This is a genomic window from Bacillus sp. MRMR6 (assembly GCF_001940785.1).
Lineage (GTDB): Bacteria > Bacillota > Bacilli > Bacillales > Cytobacillaceae > Neobacillus.
On the sequence record NZ_MSLS01000035.1, the window covers coordinates 1 to 20,700 of the forward strand.

Consider the following 20,700-nt stretch of genomic DNA (forward strand, 5'->3'; position numbering starts at 1 on the left):
TTGCTCCGTCAGACTTTCGTCCATTGCGGAAGATTCCCTACTGCTGCCTCCCGTAGGAGTCTGGGCCGTGTCTCAGTCCCAGTGTGGCCGATCACCCTCTCAGGTCGGCTACGCATCGTCGCCTTGGTGAGCCGTTACCTCACCAACTAGCTAATGCGCCGCGGGCCCATCTGTAAGTGTCAGCGAGAAGCCGACTTTCAGCTTTCCCTCATGAGAGGAAAAGGATTATCCGGTATTAGCATCGGTTTCCCGATGTTATCCCAGTCTTACAGGCAGGTTGCCCACGTGTTACTCACCCATCCGCCGCTAACCAAGAGGTGCAAGCACCTCAAGATTCGCTCGACTTGCATGTATTAGGCACGCCGCCAGCGTTCGTCCTGAGCCAGGATCAAACTCTCCATGAAAGTTGATATAGCTCATTTGTTACGTTGGCTTCATTTCAATCAAGAAATGAAAAATATTGTTTGTTGACATTTTTGTTTGTTTAGTTTTCAAAGAACAAAATTACTACATGATTTACTTCATGTTTGGTATTTTGGAGCGGGTGATGGGAATCGAACCCACTACATCAGCTTGGAAGGCTGAGGTTTTACCAGTAAACTACACCCGCATATTTTATTTAGAAGTGGTCGGGAAGACAGGATTCGAACCTGCGACCCCTTGGTCCCAAACCAAGTGCTCTACCAAGCTGAGCTACTTCCCGTAATTAATGGCGCGCCCGAAAGGAGTCGAACCCATAACCTTCTGATCCGTAGTCAGACGCTCTATCCAATTGAGCTACGGGCGCATCTTTCAAGTCAGCTTTAACATCATAACAAAGTCCAAGTTAGTTGTCAATGTTTTTTTGGTGCGGCCGAGAGGACTTGAACCTCCACGGGGTTAACCCCCACTAGGCCCTCAACCTAGCGCGTCTGCCATTCCGCCACGACCGCATTGATTAAGCAACATCATTAATCATACCAGATTATCAATGTTTTCACAAGAGGAAATACTTGGTGCGGGTGAAGGGAGTCGAACCCCCACGCCTTGCGGCGCCAGATCCTAAGTCTGGTGCGTCTGCCAATTCCGCCACACCCGCATATTGATATTTATTTAAATGGCTGGGCTAGCTGGATTCGAACCAACGCATGTCGCAGTCAAAGTGCGATGCCTTACCGCTTGGCTATAGCCCATTGGTGTTAGTTCTATTCAACTATTTAAATAATGGCGGTCCGGACGGGACTCGAACCCGCGACCTCCTGCGTGACAGGCAGGCATTCTAACCAACTGAACTACCGGACCAAATTTAATAGATAAGAAACAGAAAATGAGCTTTTTAGCTCACTCTCCATTCCTGATGACCCCTACGGGATTCGAACCCGTGTTACCTCCGTGAAAGGGAGGTGTCTTAACCACTTGACCAAGGGGCCGATATATTTTATGGCGGAGAAGGAGGGATTTGAACCCTCGCGCCGGTTACCCGACCTACACCCTTAGCAGGGGCGCCTCTTCAGCCACTTGAGTACTTCCCCATAAAAATGGCTCCGCAGGTAGGACTCGAACCTACGACCGATCGGTTAACAGCCGATAGCTCTACCACTGAGCTACTGCGGAACAATGGATAATATTCGTGATCAACTAGGTAATTACCTTGTCGACTCTTTACATTATAATGAGGTTGTCCAGTAAAGTCAACATCCTTTTCGGAGAAATTCCGCTTCAAATTACTTCCAGGTTTTATAACAGAATCTCTTTTGCTTTCTTCAGCTTTCCTCTGCACTTCCCGCAAACATACCGGCTTGTATCTATCTTTCTTTTTCTCTTGTACTGGAGCTGGCATTTATCACATTGATATATTAACAATTTCTTTAATGTTCTATTTTTAGGCTTATCAAGAAGCTGCCTGCAAAACCTTGGGGCACCCACTTGTTTTAAGAGCACCTTAAAATCTTGGTCTCGGTGTTGATACCCTCTTCCTTCTAAATGAAGATGATAATGACAAAGTTCATGTTTTATGATTCCAATTAATTCATCCATCCCCAGTTGGTCAAGGTACTTCTTATTAATCTCAATGTTATGGGTTCCTAATAGATACCTGCCTCCTGTGGATCTCAGTCTCCCATTAAATGATGCTTTATGCCTAAATAGTTTTCCAAAATAATCAATAGAGATTTTCTCGACTAATTTTTGTAGTTCTTTTTCCTCCATTTTTTCCTCCCAACCTTTTAAAGCGAACGTGACAACCTATTATAGCATATATTGTATATACCTTTAATGATCCACTTTTCGGGAGGTTTGACTATGCCGACTTGGTTTCAAAACCAAATGAAAAGAGCTTTTTACGAGAAGGACCGCTACCAAATAAAGCTGTTAAATCAGTGCTGGTTTTTTTACAGAAAAAAACACTGCTCCTAACAAAGCAGTGTTTCTCTCTTATTATGCAGGCGGCAGCATGGTTAATGCCACACGCCCTTTGTTCATGTCAACAGAGTCAACCCAAACGGTAACCACATCACCGACAGCAACAATGTCTAATGGATGTTTAACAAAACGGTTGCTTAATTTAGAAATATGCACAAGTCCATCCTGCTTTACACCAATATCGACAAAAGCTCCGAAATCGACAACATTCCTTACCGTTCCTTGCAGCTCCATTCCAGCTTTTAAATCTTCTAACTTAAGGACGTCCTTTTTTAATAGTGGACGCGGCAAGTCGTCCCGAGGGTCTCTTTCAGGTCTCACTAAAGCCTCAATAATATCTTTTAAGGTGAGTTCACCAATTGATAAGTCAGCAGCAACAGTTTTTAGGTCAAGTGCACTTAAAGCTTCTTTTAATTCTACTGAGCCAAGATCATCTGTAGTGAAGCCAAGGTTTGTTAATAACCTTTTCACTTCATCATAGTTTTCTGGGTGGATTCCTGTTCGATCAAGCGGTTGTTTACCATCTAACACACGAAGGAAACCTATTGCTTGTTCATATGTTTTTGCTCCAAGGCGAGGTACCTTTTTCAACTGGACTCTACTAGTGAATTTCCCTTCTTCCTCTCGCTTTTTGACAATATTATGTGCAGCTGTCTTTGACAGCCCCGCTACATATTGGAGTAATGAGGCCGATGCTGTGTTCACATTAACTCCAACGCGGTTAACAGCTGTCTCAACTACAAAGTGTAATGACTCCGATAGTCTTTTTTGAGTTACATCATGCTGATACTGGCCGACACCTACTGATTTCGGGTCAATTTTTACTAACTCAGCAAGTGGGTCTTGTAAGCGGCGGGCTATTGAGACAGCACTTCTTTCTTCTACCTGAAAATCAGGGAACTCTTCGCGCGCTATATCAGAGGCCGAATAAACGCTCGCTCCCGCTTCATTAACAATCAGGTAAAAAATCTCTTCCTTCATTTCCTTCAGTATTTCAGCAACGAACTGTTCTGTTTCTCTAGACGCCGTTCCATTACCGATTGCCGCCATTTCTACCTTATACTCACGAAGAATGTTAATAAATTTATCCTTTGCTTCTTTTGCCTTATTAACTGGCGGGTGAGGGTAGATCACATCAATCTTTAATACTTTACCCGTTTCATCTACGACTGCTAGTTTACAGCCCGTCCGGTAAGCAGGGTCTACACCAATTACGACCTTACCTTTTAACGGTGGCTGCAAAAGTAAATTGCGCAGATTTTCAGAGAATATATGTATTGCTCGCTCTTCCGCTTTATCTGTTAATTCACTGCGAATTTCCCGTTCAATTGATGGTTGAACGAGTCTCTTATAGCTATCTTCTATCGCTTCCTGAACGATAGCTGCGGCAGGAGAGTGCTGTTTATGAATCCATTTCCTAGAAAGATAGGCTGAAATTCTTTCAACATTAATCTTAATTGATGCTTTTAGAATGTCTTCCTTCTCACCACGGTTTAACGCCAGGATCCGATGAGGAACAATCTTATTAACGGGCTCCGCATATTCGTAGTACATTTCGTAGATTTTTTTTTCATCCTTTTCTAGTTCTTTCACAGTTGATTCAACCGTACCAGACTTAAAGGTTTCATTACGAATCCACTTACGACTTTCTGCATCATCAGATACAAGTTCTGCTATGATGTCTTTTGCACCGGCGATCGCCTCTTCAACTGTAAGAACTTCTTTTTCTTCCGAAAGGAATTCCTTTGCCTTGTCTTCAACAGAACTCTGTGGGAAGGTTAAGATCCATTCTGCTAGTGGTTCTAATCCCTTTTCTTTTGCAACTGTAGCCTTTGTACGTCTTTTTTGTTTATAAGGTCGATATAAATCCTCAACCTCTTGTAGTTTTTCAGCCTTTGTAATTTTACGAGCTAGTTCATCGGTTAATTTCCCTTGCTCGGAGATAATCCGGAGAACCTCTTCTTTCCTTTGTTCAAGGTTTTGTATGTACTGCCAGCGTTCCTGGATATTCCGAATTTGCACCTCATCCAGTGCGCCAGTCATTTCTTTCCGGTAGCGGGCGATGAAGGGAACAGTATTACCTTCATTCATTAACGAGATTACACTCTTTACTTGTTTATGTGAAATGGTTAGTTCTGAAGCAATTTTTCCAAGAAGCTGTTCATCTTTCACGATTGTATCATTCACTACAATTGATCCTCCCATACTTTTTTATCATATTGTATCAAATTAAGGGTAAGGTTTCATATCAAACACCTTTGCGTTTACGCTATAAAGAAAACTCGCCGATTGGCGAGCCGTTAGGCGGTTCATTAGGCGTAGTTGCACTTATGTGTAATAGGAAATTAAAGTATAAAATTCGGCAGTACTTTTATATTTCCCTATTAGCAAAAAAAGAGCAAGCTTAGGCAGCTTGCTAATGCAGAACACAGATGAGGTTAGTGATATGTATAAAAAAACGCTCTTTAAAAGAGCGTGCTTATTGCTAAAATTCAATGAGACCGATACTAACCCTTAATGCATCGTCCACTTTTTCCATCATTTCGTCATCGAGATGGGTAATTTTATCGGTTAATCGCTGTTTATCAATTGTACGAATTTGTTCTAAAAGAATGACTGAATCTCGTTCAAAACCGTAGCGCTTCGCATCAATTTCTACATGAGTGGGAAGCTTCGCTTTTTGAATTTGAGCTGTAATCGCTGCAACAATAACTGTGGGACTAAACCGATTCCCGATATCGTTTTGGATGACAAGTACAGGGCGGACGCCGCCTTGTTCTGAACCAACAACTGGGGATAGGTCTGCGAAATATACGTCACCACGCTTGACAATCAAAGGATTAGCCTCCGCTTACAAGACGTTCAACTGTGTGTTCTGCCTCAAATTCTGCTTGAAATGCTTCCGATGCAATTGTTAAATTGATTTTGGCCATTTCCATGTATCCACGTCTCATGGATTCGCGAATTTGTCTCTTTTTTCGTTCGCGCAAATACATTTTGGTTGCTTGATAAATAAATTCACTGCGATTAACGTTTTCGAGCTTTACAAAACCGTCTAACTCGGTTAATAGATGTTGCGGTAATTTCACTAAGATTTCCGTGGTTGCGCCAGATTCAGACACAAACATACACCTCCACCATCACTACACACCAAATTTTTTCTCTTTACCATATACAATAATACCACTTAATGCCCAAAATTCATAGACCAATTGTAATTCTTCTGTATTATAAGCCAAATGGAGTTCCTTTTATGCACAAAAATTTCTGCATTACCATAAATATGTTTGAATTTCTTTGTTTACGCCATTTTATTTATTTAACAGGTAGTTTTTTAATACGACAATTTGCTCACCTTTTTTATAAAGACGGGGAACACGGTTTGATATAATGCAAGGTACCTCATAGTTGATTGTTTCAAGCTTCTCGGCAATTTCATTTACCGAGATAAATTGGTCATCCTGCCTGCCGATTAGGGTAACAGTTGTCCCGACAGGAAGTTCATATGGAAGTTGAATCATACACTGATCCATACAGATTCTACCTACGATCGGTGCCCTTTTCCCATCAATAAGAACAACTTGTCCTTGAAGTCTGCGGATCCATCCATCGGCATAGCCAATTGGGATCGTACCTACCCATACCTCGTCTTCTGCTTCGTATGTCGCCCCATAACTTACTTTGTCGCCTCTAGCTAACCTTTTTACTTGGACAAGTTTTGATTTAAGGGCAAAGGCTTCCTTTAAGTCAAAAGGGATTTCATTCTCCATTTCTTTAGAAGGAGTTAGTCCGTACATCGCAATCCCTAGTCTCACTCCATTAAAATGGGCATTTGGAAACCTTAAGGCTGCAGCACTATTACTTGAGTGGATATATTTAGGTCGGTCTTTCATAACACTTAACAATCTGTGAAATTCTTCTACTTGTTTTAAGAAGTAGGTTTGGTCTAATTCATCCGCAGTAGCAAAGTGGGTGAATATACCTTCCAGAATCAATCGATTATCTTCTGAAATTAACTGTTCCATTGCTAGTAATTCCCTTTTACCGCGTACGCCTATTCTTCCCATTCCCGTATCTAGCTTTAAATGGATTAAAAGTCTATGATCATCCGCTAAAGATTTTACAGCCTCTTTAAGCCATTCTTCTTGGAATACGGTAATAGTTATTCCATGCTTTACTGCAATTGGTGCATCTTCAGGTCGAGTAGCTCCTAGAACTAAAATAGGAGCAGTGATCCCTTTATTCCTTAAGGCAATTGCCTCATCCATAAAGGCTACCGCCAAGTAGGAGGCTCCTGCATTTAGAGCCGTTTCCGCCACTTGTATATCGCCATGACCATAGGCATTTGCCTTTACGACCGCAAAGATATTGACTTCAGCTGGCAAAATCCTTTTAACGGAGGCAACATTTTCTGAAATACAGTCTAAATCCACTTCGGCCCATGTATCTCGAAAGAAAAAGCCCTGCTCATCCATTTTTTCCACTTCCTATTTTCCATAATCAAATATATATACTTTTGATTATCAAACTACTTTCATCCTCTGTCAAATGAAAACAAATAAACAGACCCTTTAAGAAAGGGCCTGGGATTTTAGCTTATTTTTCTACATCACCTTGGACAGATCTTGCTAGTTCGATGAGTTCCTTTTGTGTTAGGTTGTTGGATGCTATCATGTAGTCAACACCATCCTGTGACCAGGTGATAGAACCGTCTGACAAAGCACCAATTGTTACACCTAAGTCAACCAGGTCTCCGTCAACATATGTTGGAGAAGTAGAGGCTTCTTTAACGGTTACTTTTTCTTGGACGAGTGTAAATGATTTTTCGCCTCCATAGGTGAGGACAAACCGCTTGCCATCTTCAATTTTCACTTCTTTTTCCTCAATTAACTTTGTACCTTCAATCTCAGCAGTTGGGTATTTCACCGTAAAGGCTGAATCCATTCCATCCGCCATCGCAGGTAACCCAAGCTCTGCTCGAGTCATATTTTTTTGCATATCAAAGTCGCTTTTATCAAAGCTGGCATTAAATTTAACATTCGAGAATTCAACCGTTACCAGTGCATTTCGGTCAGGATCCATTACTTTAACAACAGCAGGTGATAAATCACTCTTGTTTAGCTGAATCTCTTGAGTAGGTAGCATGCTATTGTTTTGATAGCGGGTTTTCGTTTCAAATACATAATGGTCTTTTGTTGAAGTAAATTTAGCATCCTTATCTTCAATAATGTCTCTAATTAATGATTCGTATAAATAGGCCTGACTGCTATTTTCCGGCCAATCACTTTGGAATTTAAAGCTTTTTTTGAGAGCAGGAGTTAATACAAACACACCCTCTTCGTTTCTTAAAATCATTTGGCTTTGATCTTTTTCAGCATTTTTTAAATTCACACGATAAAAACTTGGATCTTTATGCCAAATTTCCACATTATATACCTGTGAATCTGCGCCCATTTTCAGTGTCATCTTAGCATCTGCTTTATAGGCCGATATGTCACCCAGTTTACTATTTAATTCCTTCACTACATCTTCTTGTGACTTAGAGCCACAGGCCGCTAATATAAAGATAACCAGTAACCCCGAAACTAGCAGCATTAACTTCTTCCTCATTCCTTCAACCCCTTCTTGTCTCATTTTCATATGAACTAAAGAAGAGAAAGGCAGGGATCAGGTATTGGATAAAAAACAAACAGGAAATTTGTTTCCTATGTGACCAAGCTGACCTTGTCTCTCCTATTTCCCTATGAATATATGAGACAACCTCTTGGAATATGATAAAGAAGTTGAAAGAAAAGCAACCAAGCTGTTTAACGTTTTTTAAAACTCTTCAATAATAACCTGTGCAACAGCATAGTCTCTGCTGTGAGAAATCGATACATGTGCATTTGTTTGCGGTCTGATAATAATAGGCTTTCCTAAAGAGGTACTGCTTATTTCAATATCAAGAAAGGATAATTCTTTGCCTATACCCGTTCCCATAGCCTTTGAAAATGCCTCTTTTACGGCAAACCTTCCAGCTAAAAACTCTACCTTTCTTCGTTCATTCAAGGTGTCGAAGATTCGTTTTTCCGATTCAGTTAAAATACGGCTAACCAGTTTTGGTTGCCTTGTCATGATCTCCTGTATTCTAGATAGTTCAATAATATCAATCCCAATCCCTTTTATCATGGTATTCTCCTTCTAGATTGCTTCTAACTAGCATAGTTTGTTTGTACAAGTCGGAATTTCAGTCTATTATAATAAGTAATATACTTAGGAGGTTTATATGTTTACGAGAACGGAAAATTTTCGAGAATTTATCCGCTATTACCCAATCATCTCTAGTATTATAGCCATCCATTTAGTTTTGTATCTTTTTACCGTATTACCTTTCTTTCCAAATTACTGGATTTTCGCTAACTTCTCAGGTGTAAATCTCTATATTATGGAAGGTGAAGTATGGAGACTTCTTACCCCCATCTTTCTGCATAGCGATTTCACTCATGTTCTATTTAATAGCTTTTCCCTTATTCTGTTCGGACCTGCATTAGAGAGGCTGCTTGGAAGTGGAAAGTTTCTTTTCATCTATCTCGCTTCTGGGCTTATCGCCAATATAGCAACACTAATTATTGAACCACTAACCTATACTCACGTAGGTTCAAGCGGTAGCATCTTTGGCTTATTCGGCTTTTATATTAGCATCCTTGCTTTTAGAAGAAATACTCTCTCACAGCAAAACTCTCAAATTATCCTGATTATCTGTGCATTGAGTTTAATCATGACCTTTATCCAGCCCAATATAAACATTACCGCACACATCTTTGGATTAGTTGGCGGGTTTATACTAGGGGCAATACCTTATAGAAAAGAATAGAAACTGGGATTGAACCCTAAAACGGTTCAATCCCCATTTTTACTTCTTGAATACCAGTTATATATACGCTCTGTATCGCTAGTCTCCAGGTCCATTACCTGACCACCCGCGCTGCCGAAGCCAGACTTTACGAAGGCTTCAACTGTGGCTAACTTCTTTTTCCGCTGAAAAAAACTTTCCATGATCTCAAGGCTCTGAATTTTATTTTTCTTCATAAATACCGTTGTTCGAATAATTCCTCGGGAACGCAGGCAGAGCTGATTTCCATCAAGATTCCAGCCCGCATCTTTATATTTCAAATATGCCCAAAAGGTCGAGAATGCAAGAAGGATCAACGATAAAAGGCCCCATATTTTCAAAAAAATCAACGCAGCAATCACAATAGGAATCGATAGGTACCAACTGCGAATGAAATAACGGATTAACGCTTGTTTTGGCGGAGGAGTGAAATGGGTATTCAAATGATAGTCCGCTAAAAATGGCTCTAGCATGGAAGCAATTTTCTTTGTCCGTATAATGGGCAAAAGGTTAACTTTTGCGCCTTCCTCATTCCTGGCAGAACCTCCCGCACTTTCAACGACTACACTACCGTATCCAAGAAGTTCCCGGATGATATTTTCATTTATTCGAATTGCCTGGATTCTTTTTAGTGGAATCGTCACCTGCCGCCTTTCAAGCAGCCCTTGGGATATAACCAAATCACGTTCTGTTTTGATTACAGTGAAATTTGCATATTTTAACATCGTTCCAAAAAGGGCAATAATCCATGCCAGAAGAAAGACTATGAACACAATCATCACAATCAAAATAATATTACTCACAGCCCAGTTTTCAACCCCTCGAAATAGGCGCTCGTATGGAATGAAATCATCTAACTGTGATAAAAAGGCCAGTAACGCAGAAATAACCACTCCTACGCCTCCAGAAGTAAGTGATAGTAACATTAGTTGGCCTGTAGTAATTTTATAAATAAGCTGCCCTTGGCTAATCTGCTTCGGCTCTGTACCAGATCCACCTGTGCTCTTTGCCGCTGAAACAAAATCCTGAATTTGGCGTGCTTCTTCCTTCGTGATAGCAGATAGGACTACTTCAGCTTCTGCACCACCGCTTCCGCCAGCTGTTTCAACCTTAAGCTGGACTAAACCAAACATTCGTTGAAAGAGACCCTCTGAAAGGTCAATGCTTTGAATTCTTTCAATAGGTATGTACCGATTCTTACGGACAAATATCCCATACTCAATTCGAAGCTCATCCTGCTCTAGTCTATATGTATATCTAAGCCATGATAAAATGCTTGTAATCATAATAATGATCACCACTATTGCAGAAGCCCCTATAAGGAACAGTTTTCCGCCGGAATCTTTGTTCCCTATGACTAATAAAGCAATGAAGGTAAAGATAAATTCCTTTAGTTTCTTACTGACATTGACCAACATTGCAATTGGGTGCAGCCTTTTTGGTTCAAACATCCTCATCTGCCACCCTTGCTAAACTTGAGATAAAGTGACGTAATTCTTCCGCTTCACTTTCCTCTAATGCTGGAATTTCGTGTGATGTAGCTGCTGTATTAACAATAACAGAAGCCAGCAGGTATTTTCTAAGCAGTGGACCTTGTACTGTGTCAACATGTTGGACTCGGATCATCGGAATTAATGTCCTTGTCTTAATAAAAATTCCCCGTTGAAGTTCGATTTCCTCCTCCTTCACCTCATAGCGCCACCGTTTCCATCTTAGTGACGGAAGTAAAAATGATAGTAAATAGGTTAAAGTAATTCCAATTACAACGAGCAATATTGGTATCCACAAAGAACCATTAAAAATACGAATAATAAACAGAGCGAAAGCTGCAAGTACCCAGAACACACCTGACTTTATCATTCCTGAAATTCTCCATACCTTTAATGCCTTTGTAGAGATTTGTTTTTTCGGCCCGGATTCCATACGTTCCCTCCTCTTCCCTCGGTTTACCTCTAAGTATACACGGGTGCAGGGGCTGTGACACTATTCAATAAAAAAGCTGGATGGGTCAATCACCTGTATTCCCTTACGCCCTTTTAAATCTTCCATGAGCCGGAAAAGAGCAGCATCTTTTTGCTTTGCTTCAATCATACAGTGTAATTCTGAGACGGACCCCTTTACCTCAGATAGGAATTTCAAAAACATATTTACGTCAATATAATCAGCATGGGCCCGGAACTCCTTTTCCGAACGCGGGCTCGATATATGCATTTTAACTGGTAAGGGTGATGTCTTCCATGTTGTAACAATTCTTTCCCAGTCTTGATGCCACTCTTCGCCCTCATGATTCGCTAAATGGTGATGGTAATCAAAGATCATTGGAATTCCGAGTTTTTCGCAGAGATATAACGTTTCCTTCACGGTAAAGGTTGTATCATCATTTTCAAGCATAATCATTTTCTGAATAGAAGGCGGGATATAAGCCCAATTATGTATAAACTGTTCAAGCGCCATTTCTTTATCTTCATAACCGCCGCCCACATGCAGGACACAACGGTGTTCTGTATCAATTTCCATTCCTTTAAGAAGTCCTTCATGCATGATCAAGGTTTTGAGAGCATTTTTTAAGATATCTTTATCTGGAGTATTTAGAACGACAAAATGGTCAGGATGGAAATCAAGTCTCATGGGGTGCTGCTTTATAAAATTTGCCAGCTGCTTTAGAGGCTCGCTTAATGGCCGTAAAAAATTCCAATCCAGTAATTCTTCGTGGTTTGCTAACGGGATCAGGCGTGAGCTAAACCTAAAAAAACGAATATCGTTCGCAGCATTATGCTTTAGCAGACGCAAACAGTTTTCCAAATTCGATTCAGCAATTCTTTCTAACTTACGAATCGCTGCTTCACGGTCTTTTATCCGATTAAACTGAGCAAAGGTCATTGTTTGCGATGGCGATGCGTTCTGGAGTTCAACGCTCATAGCCACATATCCAAGCCTTACAATCATGATGGCCCACTCCTAATAATGTTTTGCTTATTATTCCCTTTATCTCACCTTAAAAAAACAGGCTTGATCCTGGCATGGAATTTTAAAGGTCGCTCTTTGTCCTCTAACAGGGTGACATCACTTTCTATCTGCCTTTTTCGTGGGTCTATCTGCCATTTTTGTAGCTCTATCTGCCAAATTCACCCTTCTATCTGCCTAAATCCACTTTCTATCTTCCAACTCAACCTTTCCACCCTTCAGAGCAGGAAAAAGCAAGGCTTTAGCCTGGCTCTTGTCGCATAATTTTCCTTACTTTTACATTTGAGGATCATTCTTTTCCTTCAAAGAGGGGTGTCTCATCCTCTATCTGCCTTTTTGGTCGGTCTATCTGCCTATTCCACCCTTCTATCTGCCAAAATTCACCTTCTATCTGTCAAAACAACCATTCCACCCGACAGAGCAGGAAAAAGCAAGGCTTTGGCCTGGCTCAGGTTACTAATTTTCCTTTTATTGGAGTTTAAAGCACATTCTTTTCCTTAAAAAAGGTGGGCTTCACTTCCTATCTGCCGTTTCGGTGAGTCTATCTGCCAAATCCACCCTTCTATCTGCCAAAATTCACCTTCTACCTGCCAATTCAGCCTTTCACCCGAAAGAACACTTCGTCTAAACAAAAAAGAAGCATGACCTCAGTTGATGAGTCCATGCTTCTTTTATAATGATTTTATTCTGCCTTATATGGGCTAAAGATTATGAGCGGTTAAAGCTTCTAGGTTTACCAGCAGCTGAGCGCTTTTCACCTGTTCTTGGCTTGGCTGGTGCCTTTTTTCGACCACGAGAATCTCCTCTGTTGTCGTCTCTTCTTCTACGGTCACCGCCGCCACCGCCGCTGCCGCTGCGATCATAAGATTTTCTCTCACGCTTTTGTGGTAGTGGTGATTCATCCGATAGCTTGATTGGTGTAGTGTCAGGTTCTTTGGTTAACATTTTCAACACTGCAGCTACAACCGTTTGTGCGTCATTCGCTTCAAGCAATTCATCAGCAGCTGCTTTATAATAATGCAGATTATTTGAATCAATCGTCTGAACAATTTTATCCACTACCGCACGTTGTTGTCCTTCTAACGCTTCATCAAGTGTTGGTGCCTTCATTTTTTCCATCTTACGCTTCGTTGTTCTTTCCACAACCGCTAAGTAAGACTTTTCACGTGGTGTAATGAACGTAAGTGCCATACCCGTTTTACCAGCACGACCTGTACGGCCAATACGGTGTACATAGCTTTCTGGATCTTGAGGGATATCAAAGTTATAAACATGAGTTACGCCGGAAATATCTAGTCCTCTGGCCGCAACATCTGTTGCTACAAGTACATCAATATTACCCTCTTTAAATTTACGTAAAACCTGTAGACGTTTTGCTTGACTAAGGTCCCCATGAATTCCTTCAGCAGTATATCCTCTTAGGTTTAATGCTTCTGATAATTCATCGACACGTCGTTTTGTACGTCCAAAAACAATGGCTAATTCTGGTGATTGAATGTCAAACAACCTTGTTAGAACATCGAATTTGCTCTTTTCTTGAACCTCTAGGTAATATTGTTCGATTGACGGCATTGTCAATTCTTTTGTCTTAACCCGGACAATTTGAGGATCCTTCATGAACTTCTCAGCCATTCTCTGAATAGGACCTGGCATCGTTGCTGAGAAAAGTAATGTTTGACGTTCCGCAGGTGTCGAAGCAAGAATCGATTCAATGTCTTCAATGAATCCCATATTTAACATTTCATCCGCCTCATCTAAGATAACGGTGGTAACCGTATCAAGGCGCATTGTTTTTCTATTTATATGGTCTAATACACGTCCCGGAGTTCCAACAATAATATGTGGTGCTTTCTTCAAAGAACGGATTTGACGGCTAATATCCTGTCCACCATAAATTGGAAGCACACGAACTCTTTTGCCTGATCCAATTTTATAAAGCTCTTCCGATACTTGAATCGCTAGTTCTCGTGTTGGCGCGATGATAATCCCTTGAATCGCATCTCTGCTCACGTCAACTTTTTCTACCAAAGGGATACCAAATGCAGCTGTTTTCCCTGTTCCTGTTTGAGCTTGACCGATCAAATCCTTATTTTCTAAGCTCAATGGAATCGTTTCTGCCTGAATTGGTGTTGCTTCCTCAAATCCCATTTGTAGGACAGCTTTTAAAGTGGCCTGGCTTAGGCCTAATTCTTCAAACTTTGTCAATGTTTTCATTCTCCTTCATCTATATGAAAATAATTTGTGCGCTGAATATTCTCTACCGACTCTCGTATAAGCGGAAGCGCCCTTGCACCGGGGCGGCTAACGCATCAAAATGCCGCAACTAGGTAACATCTATATTTTACCAAAAAAAGACATTCCTCCAAAGGAGTATGCCCTTTATTCATCGTTCTTAAGACACGTTGCTGATAATTATAACATTATTAGTATTAATTTGCAATAAAGGCACTTTTTCACTCTTAGCCTTCTCGCTCCATCAAGAAGTCAAACACTTGAGAAAATAGGGCGTCTTTTTCCCCACAGTGACATATATGATGATTAGAATCCTTGATATAGGTGATTTTTTTCGTCTTGGCGTTAATGGTTCGGTACAAGTATTCAGCACTTTTGGGCGGCACCACCCCATCGCACTCTCCTTGAGCAATCAAAGTCGGAACCTCAACCTGGGGGAGCAGCGGTTTGATATAAGAAACCAGCCTCCTAAATTGCAGTGTAGCTGTAAGGGGAGTCACTTTTATTTTTCTTTTATAACGTTGAAATAATACATTTTTGTTCAATTTTCCTTTGAAGGTGTCAACAAGCATTGTCTTAATCTCACTGGCCATTTGTTTCGGATTAAGGTAATAAGCAGCTGCACTTAACAGCACCAGCTTGTCCACTGGATACTTGGCGGCAAGAAAACTAGCGATCATGCCGCCCATGGAAAAACCAATTACATAAACCTTGTCACAAACTTTAATAAGCTTCTGCAGTTCTTCCTCAGCATGGTTAATCCATTGTTGATATTGAACACCTTTTAAAGTGAGGATTTCTCCATGACCAGGAAGCGTTGGAGTAACGATGAGCCATTCTGTTTGATTTGTTAAATACTCTGCAAGGGGCTCTACTTCGGATGGTGCACCCGTAAAGCCATGAATACATAAGCAGCCAATCATATTTTCTCACCTGCCATGATAAGTATTATAGTTAGTGTGCCAATAACACTAATTAGCATACAGTATTTTAAGCATGGCCGAGATGTGGTTTATTGTAAGGACTGAACGACTTCCTCTAATTTCATCCCTCTAGACGCTTTAACAAGAACCAGTGTTTTATCATTTACGTGCTGCTCCAATTCACATATAAGTTCCTGCTTATCGGTATAGGAATATACGTTGTTCTTTCCGAGAGAGGCATGTGCACCTCTGGCAATATGCTCTCCTAACGGTCCGAAAGTGAACAGTAAATTAATTTTCTCCGGATTTAAACCTTCCCCGATTTGCAAATGGTATTGCTCCTCCTGAGGCCCTAGTTCAAGCATATCCCCAAGCACCAAAATTTTTCGGGTATAGCCTTGAAGATTTGAGATTAATTCAACCGCTGCCATCATGGAAGTCGGACTGGCATTATAGGCGTCGTTAATAATCTTCTCTCCGTGTCGCCCCTCCACTAATTCCATTCTCATATTGGTCAGTTTAATATTTTCTAATCCTTCATTTACTTTTTCATAAGGAACAGAAAAGTACTTCGCAATCAGTATAGCAGCAAGGGCATTTAGAATATTGTGAGTTCCTAAAACAGGCAGTTCAAAACAATGGTCGGACCCATTTATTTTGAAACTATTTCCAGTTTCTAATTGCTTAATATCGATTGGATATAGATCGTTAGTATGATTTCTCCCGAACGTTTTGAGTCGAACATTCCCTTTATATTCATGAATTCTTTCCATTAATAGCGGCTCGTCACCATGAAGCACCGCTAAGCCATTATTTTTAAGCCCTTGTAAAATTTCAAGCTTAGCTTCTGCAATTCCCTCCCTAGACCCTAAGTCTAGAAGATGTGATTCTCCAATATTGGTAATCACTACAGCATCAGGGCAGGCGAGCTTCGTGAGAAACTCTATTTCTCCTCTCCCACTCATACCCATTTCTAAAACAGCGATTTCCGTATCTTCTGATAACCCTAATACTGTTAACGGCAGTCCAATATGATTATTATAATTACCTTCTGTTTTTTGGACCTTGTAGGTAGTTGATAGAAGTGCGGCTGTCATATCTTTTGTTGTTGTTTTACCATTGCTCCCCGTAATCCCCACGACTTTTACCGATAATTCATTTCGATACTTCCTTGCCAGCTCTTGTAAAGCCGTTAAGCAATCGTCAACAATGATGATTGGCAAGTGGGCAGGTGGATTGGGAACATCACTTTGCCAAAGAGCCGCAGCTGCCCCCTTTTGAAAGCAATCCTCCACATATTGGTGACCATCTGAATTCTCTCCCTTGAATGGTACAAATAAATTGCCTGGTTCTATCTTTCTAGAATCAATCGCCACACCCATAATCATTGTATCTGCAAATGAGGGCTGCTCACTATTAAGGCCAAGCATTGCAGCAATTTGATTTAATGAACGCTTAATCATCATCTTCCTCCTTTAAGGAACTATCTAAAAAACGACACGGCAGTCCACCGTGTCACCGTCATTTAGAATGTGTATTTTATGTTTTGTTTTTCAGAATGTCTCTCTTTCGCAAGCGCTACGAGACGTTCAATTAATTCAGGATACTCTACCCCAGTGTGTTTCCAAAGTAATGGGAACATACTAAAAGGAGTGAAACCTGGCATTGTATTTACTTCATTTATAAGTGCTCTTCCATCCTTTGTTAAAAAGAAGTCAGCACGGACAAGTCCTGAGCAGTCCAAGGCTTTAAATGCCTTTATTGCCATCTCTTTAATTTGCTGATATTCATCCTCAGTAACATCTGCCGGAATAATTAAAGCCGTATCTCCATCTTCATATTTCGCCTTATAATCATAAAAGTCCTTTTTTGGAACAATTTCTCCTGCAACAGAGCATTCAGGTTCATCATTACCAAGGATACCTACCTCTATTTCACGCGCAGTGACCCCTTCTTCAATGATTACTTTACGGTCAAATTGGAATGCTTCCGCAAATGCAGCCGCTAGCTCTTCACGATTGGTACATTTACTTATCCCAACACTCGAACCAAGATTAGCTGGCTTTACAAAACAAGGATAGCCGAGCTCCTCTTCCACTCTCTTATAAACCGCATCACCAGCTTTTTTCCACTCACTTTTTATGAAAGCTACATAGTTCACTTGATCTAATCCTGCTTGCGCAAAAACATTTTTCATCATTACCTTATCCATCCCAGCAGCAGATGCCAGCACTCCGTTACCTACGTAAGGAAGATTTAATAGTTCTAATAATCCTTGAACGGTTCCATCCTCACCATTTGGTCCATGTAAAAGCGGAAAAATAACATCTAGTGATTCATTTACCTTTTGCTCTGCGTGGAAAAGAGTGGGTGCCAGCGATAAAGGTGATAATTGATTTTCGTTTGAAAATTCCAATGCTGCTACCGTTTCTACCGATCCTGTAAGCTGCGGCCCTTTAATCCATTGTCCTTCTAAATTTATGTAAATCGGATGAATCTCAAATTTTTCAAGATTAAGCGCCTTTATGACAGCAAGTGCTGTTTGTAATGAAACCTTATGTTCAGCGGATTTACCTCCGTATAATAAACCAATTTTCGTTTTCATCATCGTACCTCCATATTCTCAATCAAATTTTACTTTAACATTTTATCGTAAAAAGTGGCGTTTTGCTTAATTTTATCAAGTATACTGTTTCCTAATTACTATTTTATGAAACATACAGCTTGTCTAAATACTATTAAGTGCACTTCCATCAGGAGAAAAGCACCATTAAAAAATCTCTCCATTCAAATGGAGAGATTAAATAACAGCAAGCTTCCATTCCTTTGTTTTTTTATCAAAAATCATTTTAGCATGACAAGCTTCCCTTGATAACTTTTGGTATTCTTCCATCATATCATCCATTGAAGCAAAATCACCAATTACCCAGATCGGGATTTCAAGTCGGTTTCGCTGGAGGTCAATATCTCGCAAAGAGATACAAATACCCTCTTTCATAAATGGTGTTAAGCTCAGCAGAATATCTTTATTAATGGATGGATATTCTCGTTTTCTTCTTATTCCGAGAATTGATTTCTCGAGTTTTAATGTCCCTAATTTCCCTGATACCGCTTCGCTTAATACATGGAAGAAGTCTTTAATGCTTCGATAATAAGTTTTATTGAAATAACCATCCTCATCAGCTAGGTAGACAAAACGGTTTCCTAATTTATTATAGAAGGGAACTTTTAGATGCTGCTTCTGGTGCCCCAAATACAATAATTCTGCCATTTCCTGTCCAGTGAGTTCATTTAGTACATCCTCTTCGATAAAATCAATCCAGCAAAAATCACCATAAGCAAAAACATCCTCATTCGTTAGCTTAGGAATTCTTTCCTCTGGACAAAACTCAAGCAATGTATGCATATTAAAATCTGCATCATCAAATTTATGTTTTAATAAAAGTAAGTGATTTAAAGAACCTGAAAAAGCAGCAGCAAATTCAGAAAACTCAATACCATAGGACAATACATACTGGTCTGATTGATTTAAATGGACATATATTAGATCCCGTATGTCTTGATGATGCTTTTTCAAAGACAAACTCCTCCGATCAAGGGAAAATCATATTCTCATACGTTATTTTAAAAAACGATTTACACTCATTTTACCACTTAATGGGTGTATAGCTTATTTCATTTGTTTTACAAATATGAAGTAGTATCGAACTCTTTTTACAGGCTTTTTTTTATATTATTGACACAAACTAAGGTGATCTATCTGATAAATTTGGTCCACATAATATAGTCAATTTTATCAATCATTACATATTTGTATAATAAGTAGAGCGCACCAGCGGAAAGGAGCGTGTAAGATGATTAAGAACATGACTCAAGATGAAATCTCCCTTCATATTATAAAAACATTAAAGGAAAATAAAAAGACAGACTTTTTTGCCATTCTCGAAGAACTACAGCCTTATGATGTCGCAAAAATTTACGAGGATTTACCCGAGAAACACAAAGTTCGCTTCCTCTTATTTTTAACGATTGATCGACTGGCGTATTTAATGGAGGAACTGGAAAAAGAAGAGCAACTTGAAGTGTTAAGTAAACTCGGCATTGAGAAATCAAGTAAAGTACTTGATCTAATGGATAACGATGACTTAGCGCTGCTATTAGATGAACTTTCAGATGAACAAAAAGACTCCCTCTTATCTGGAATGAAGTCAGAAGAGTCTAAAGCAGTTACTGACATCATGAATTATCCGCCTGAAACAGCAGGCCGGATTATGACGAATCGTTTTGTTTGGATTCGAAATTATTATTCGATTAGAGAAGCAGTAGATAAACTAAAAACCTTTGCGGAATTTGCTGAAACGATCAATTATCTGTATGTTGTGGATGAAGCTCACAGACTTGTTGGAGTTGTGTCCTACAGGGATTTACTATTAGCAGATCCTAATGAAAAAATAAATAACATTATGTACGAAAGAGTTATTTCAGTAGAAGTCAAAACAGATCAAGAAGTGGTTGCCCGGATGACAGAACGTTATGATTTCCTTGCTATACCAGTAGTGGATGAAGCGAACGTTCTCGTTGGAATTGTAACGATTGATGATATCATAGATGTCGTGATTAAGGAAGCCAATGAGGATATTGAAAAATTATCTGCGACAGGAAAGTCGATTGACTTCGAGACAAAAACGCTTGTTGCTGCAGCTAGAAGGCTGCCCTGGCTTATTTTGTTATTATTTATTGGTCTTATATCCGGAAGTATTATTAGCGGCTTTGAAGATACTCTAGACAAGGTTGTGGCGATTGCCTTCTTTATGCCGATGATCGCAGGAATGACAGGAAACACCGGTACACAGTCGCTCGCAGTAGTTGTTAGGGGGTTGATATCAAATGATATCGATAGAGGTGTAGTGACTCGGCTAGTTTTCCGTGAGTTAGGCGTAGGCGTTACGATAGGCGTAACATGTGCCATTTTAATCTCCATTATCGCGTATATATGGCAAGATAACTTTATTCTTGGCGCAGTTGTTGGTATTTCACTATTTTTCACGCTTATTATCGGGACCCTTGCAGGGACCATCATACCATTGATTTTATTCCGATTGAAAATCGATCCTGCAGTCGCATCCGGACCGCTTATTACAACCATTAATGACATTCTATCCTTACTTATTTATTTCGGTATTGCCACTGCCTTCCTACACTACCTCCTATAACACGGCTAAGAGCCGTGTTATTTTTATTAAATCTGAAACAAATTCACTTTAAAGAACGTCAATATTTATTGTAAAGATTTGTCTTTAACGGTATTGT

Annotated in this window: 18 protein-coding genes, 10 tRNA genes and 1 rRNA gene; 3 read left to right on the plus strand and 26 right to left on the minus strand. The window is 40.1% G+C overall.

From position 1 onward, the window contains the following. The 12 genes from BTR25_RS22410 to BTR25_RS22465 form a co-directional block, all read right to left on the minus strand. A 16S ribosomal RNA gene (locus BTR25_RS22410) occupies window positions 1–404 on the minus strand; the annotation flags it as partial. A gap of 132 nt (window positions 405–536) precedes the next feature. Next, a tRNA-Gly gene (locus BTR25_RS22415) sits at window positions 537–610 on the minus strand. Window positions 611–626: 16 nt separating this feature from the next. Continuing rightward, window positions 627–703 (minus strand) — tRNA-Pro (locus BTR25_RS22420). Window positions 704–710: 7 nt separating this feature from the next. Beyond that, window positions 711–787, minus strand: a tRNA-Arg gene (locus BTR25_RS22425). Between the two features lie 58 nt (window positions 788–845). After that, window positions 846–932, minus strand: a tRNA-Leu gene (locus tag BTR25_RS22430). A 61-nt stretch (window positions 933–993) separates the two neighbouring features. Beyond that, window positions 994–1,078 (minus strand) — tRNA-Leu (locus BTR25_RS22435). A 19-nt stretch (window positions 1,079–1,097) separates the two neighbouring features. Beyond that, window positions 1,098–1,172, minus strand: a tRNA-Gln gene (locus BTR25_RS22440). 32 nt (window positions 1,173–1,204) lie between these two features. After that, window positions 1,205–1,281, minus strand: a tRNA-Asp gene (locus BTR25_RS22445). Window positions 1,282–1,337: 56 nt separating this feature from the next. After that, window positions 1,338–1,409 (minus strand) — tRNA-Glu (locus tag BTR25_RS22450). Window positions 1,410–1,420: 11 nt separating this feature from the next. Next, a tRNA-Ser gene (locus BTR25_RS22455) sits at window positions 1,421–1,511 on the minus strand. Window positions 1,512–1,518: 7 nt separating this feature from the next. Then, window positions 1,519–1,593, minus strand: a tRNA-Asn gene (locus tag BTR25_RS22460). Between the two features lie 123 nt (window positions 1,594–1,716). Then, window positions 1,717–2,187, minus strand: coding sequence for a SprT family protein (locus BTR25_RS22465; protein WP_075690243.1), 471 nt, complete (start codon window positions 2,185–2,187; stop codon window positions 1,717–1,719). 93 nt (window positions 2,188–2,280) lie between these two features. On the opposite strand from BTR25_RS22465, the gene cmpA reads away from it, so the two are divergent. Further along, entirely contained in the window at window positions 2,281–2,394 is a 114-nt protein-coding gene (gene cmpA, locus BTR25_RS27255) for a cortex morphogenetic protein CmpA (RefSeq protein ID WP_139311313.1), read from the plus strand. 21 nt (window positions 2,395–2,415) lie between these two features. Here the strand turns inward: cmpA and BTR25_RS22470 are convergent, their stop codons facing one another. The 6 genes from BTR25_RS22470 to acpS form a co-directional block, all read right to left on the minus strand. Further along, a complete protein-coding gene (locus BTR25_RS22470; RefSeq protein ID WP_075690244.1) occupies window positions 2,416–4,605 on the minus strand; it encodes a Tex family protein in 2,190 nt (729 codons plus the stop codon). Between the two features lie 280 nt (window positions 4,606–4,885). Further along, window positions 4,886–5,236, minus strand: a complete 351-nt coding sequence (locus tag BTR25_RS22475) for a type II toxin-antitoxin system PemK/MazF family toxin (RefSeq protein ID WP_026574157.1) — start codon at window positions 5,234–5,236, stop codon at window positions 4,886–4,888. 4 nt (window positions 5,237–5,240) lie between these two features. Continuing rightward, entirely contained in the window at window positions 5,241–5,522 is a 282-nt protein-coding gene (locus BTR25_RS22480) for a CopG family ribbon-helix-helix protein (protein ID WP_075690245.1), read from the minus strand. 189 nt (window positions 5,523–5,711) lie between these two features. Then, window positions 5,712–6,875: an alanine racemase gene (alr, locus tag BTR25_RS22485; protein ID WP_075690246.1), complete on the minus strand. Its 1,164-nt coding sequence runs from the start codon at window positions 6,873–6,875 to the stop codon at window positions 5,712–5,714. A gap of 121 nt (window positions 6,876–6,996) precedes the next feature. Next, window positions 6,997–8,010: a LolA family protein gene (locus BTR25_RS22490; protein WP_075690247.1), complete on the minus strand. Its 1,014-nt coding sequence runs from the start codon at window positions 8,008–8,010 to the stop codon at window positions 6,997–6,999. Window positions 8,011–8,217: 207 nt separating this feature from the next. Continuing rightward, on the minus strand, window positions 8,218–8,568 hold the full coding sequence (gene acpS / locus BTR25_RS22495) for a holo-ACP synthase (RefSeq protein WP_075690248.1): 351 nt from the start codon (window positions 8,566–8,568) through the stop codon (window positions 8,218–8,220). Between the two features lie 97 nt (window positions 8,569–8,665). On the opposite strand from acpS, the gene BTR25_RS22500 reads away from it, so the two are divergent. Continuing rightward, complete coding sequence (locus BTR25_RS22500) at window positions 8,666–9,253, plus strand: rhomboid family intramembrane serine protease (protein ID WP_075690249.1); 588 nt, start codon at window positions 8,666–8,668, stop codon at window positions 9,251–9,253. 26 nt (window positions 9,254–9,279) lie between these two features. Here the strand turns inward: BTR25_RS22500 and BTR25_RS22505 are convergent, their stop codons facing one another. The 8 genes from BTR25_RS22505 to BTR25_RS22540 form a co-directional block, all read right to left on the minus strand. Then, on the minus strand, window positions 9,280–10,722 hold the full coding sequence (locus BTR25_RS22505; RefSeq protein ID WP_075690250.1) for a PH domain-containing protein: 1,443 nt from the start codon (window positions 10,720–10,722) through the stop codon (window positions 9,280–9,282). Then, a complete protein-coding gene (locus BTR25_RS22510; RefSeq protein WP_075690251.1) occupies window positions 10,715–11,194 on the minus strand; it encodes a PH domain-containing protein in 480 nt (159 codons plus the stop codon). Before BTR25_RS22510 ends, BTR25_RS22505 begins: the two co-directional genes overlap by 8 nt. Window positions 11,195–11,254: 60 nt before the next feature. Beyond that, complete coding sequence (uvsE, locus tag BTR25_RS22515; protein ID WP_075690252.1) at window positions 11,255–12,217, minus strand: UV DNA damage repair endonuclease UvsE; 963 nt, start codon at window positions 12,215–12,217, stop codon at window positions 11,255–11,257. A gap of 726 nt (window positions 12,218–12,943) precedes the next feature. Beyond that, the gene (cshA, locus tag BTR25_RS22520; protein WP_075690253.1) at window positions 12,944–14,440 is read right to left on the minus strand and encodes a degradosome RNA helicase CshA; all 1,497 of its coding nucleotides are present in this window, start codon (window positions 14,438–14,440) and stop codon (window positions 12,944–12,946) included. A gap of 254 nt (window positions 14,441–14,694) precedes the next feature. Then, entirely contained in the window at window positions 14,695–15,390 is a 696-nt protein-coding gene (locus BTR25_RS22525) for an alpha/beta hydrolase (RefSeq protein WP_075690254.1), read from the minus strand. Window positions 15,391–15,479: 89 nt separating this feature from the next. Beyond that, complete coding sequence (locus BTR25_RS22530; protein WP_075690255.1) at window positions 15,480–16,853, minus strand: UDP-N-acetylmuramoyl-tripeptide--D-alanyl-D-alanine ligase; 1,374 nt, start codon at window positions 16,851–16,853, stop codon at window positions 15,480–15,482. 62 nt (window positions 16,854–16,915) lie between these two features. Beyond that, window positions 16,916–17,995 (minus strand): D-alanine--D-alanine ligase, encoded by a 1,080-nt coding sequence (locus tag BTR25_RS22535; RefSeq protein WP_075690256.1) that lies wholly within the window; start codon window positions 17,993–17,995, stop codon window positions 16,916–16,918. A 195-nt stretch (window positions 17,996–18,190) separates the two neighbouring features. Further along, window positions 18,191–18,967 carry a hypothetical protein gene (locus BTR25_RS22540; protein ID WP_075690257.1) on the minus strand — a complete coding sequence of 259 codons (777 nt, stop codon included), beginning with the start codon at window positions 18,965–18,967 and terminating at the stop codon, window positions 18,191–18,193. Window positions 18,968–19,244: 277 nt separating this feature from the next. Here BTR25_RS22540 and mgtE point away from each other — a divergent pair, with 277 nt between their 5' ends. Beyond that, window positions 19,245–20,603: a magnesium transporter gene (mgtE, locus tag BTR25_RS22545; RefSeq protein WP_075690258.1), complete on the plus strand. Its 1,359-nt coding sequence runs from the start codon at window positions 19,245–19,247 to the stop codon at window positions 20,601–20,603. Window positions 20,604–20,700: the final 97 nt, after the last annotated feature.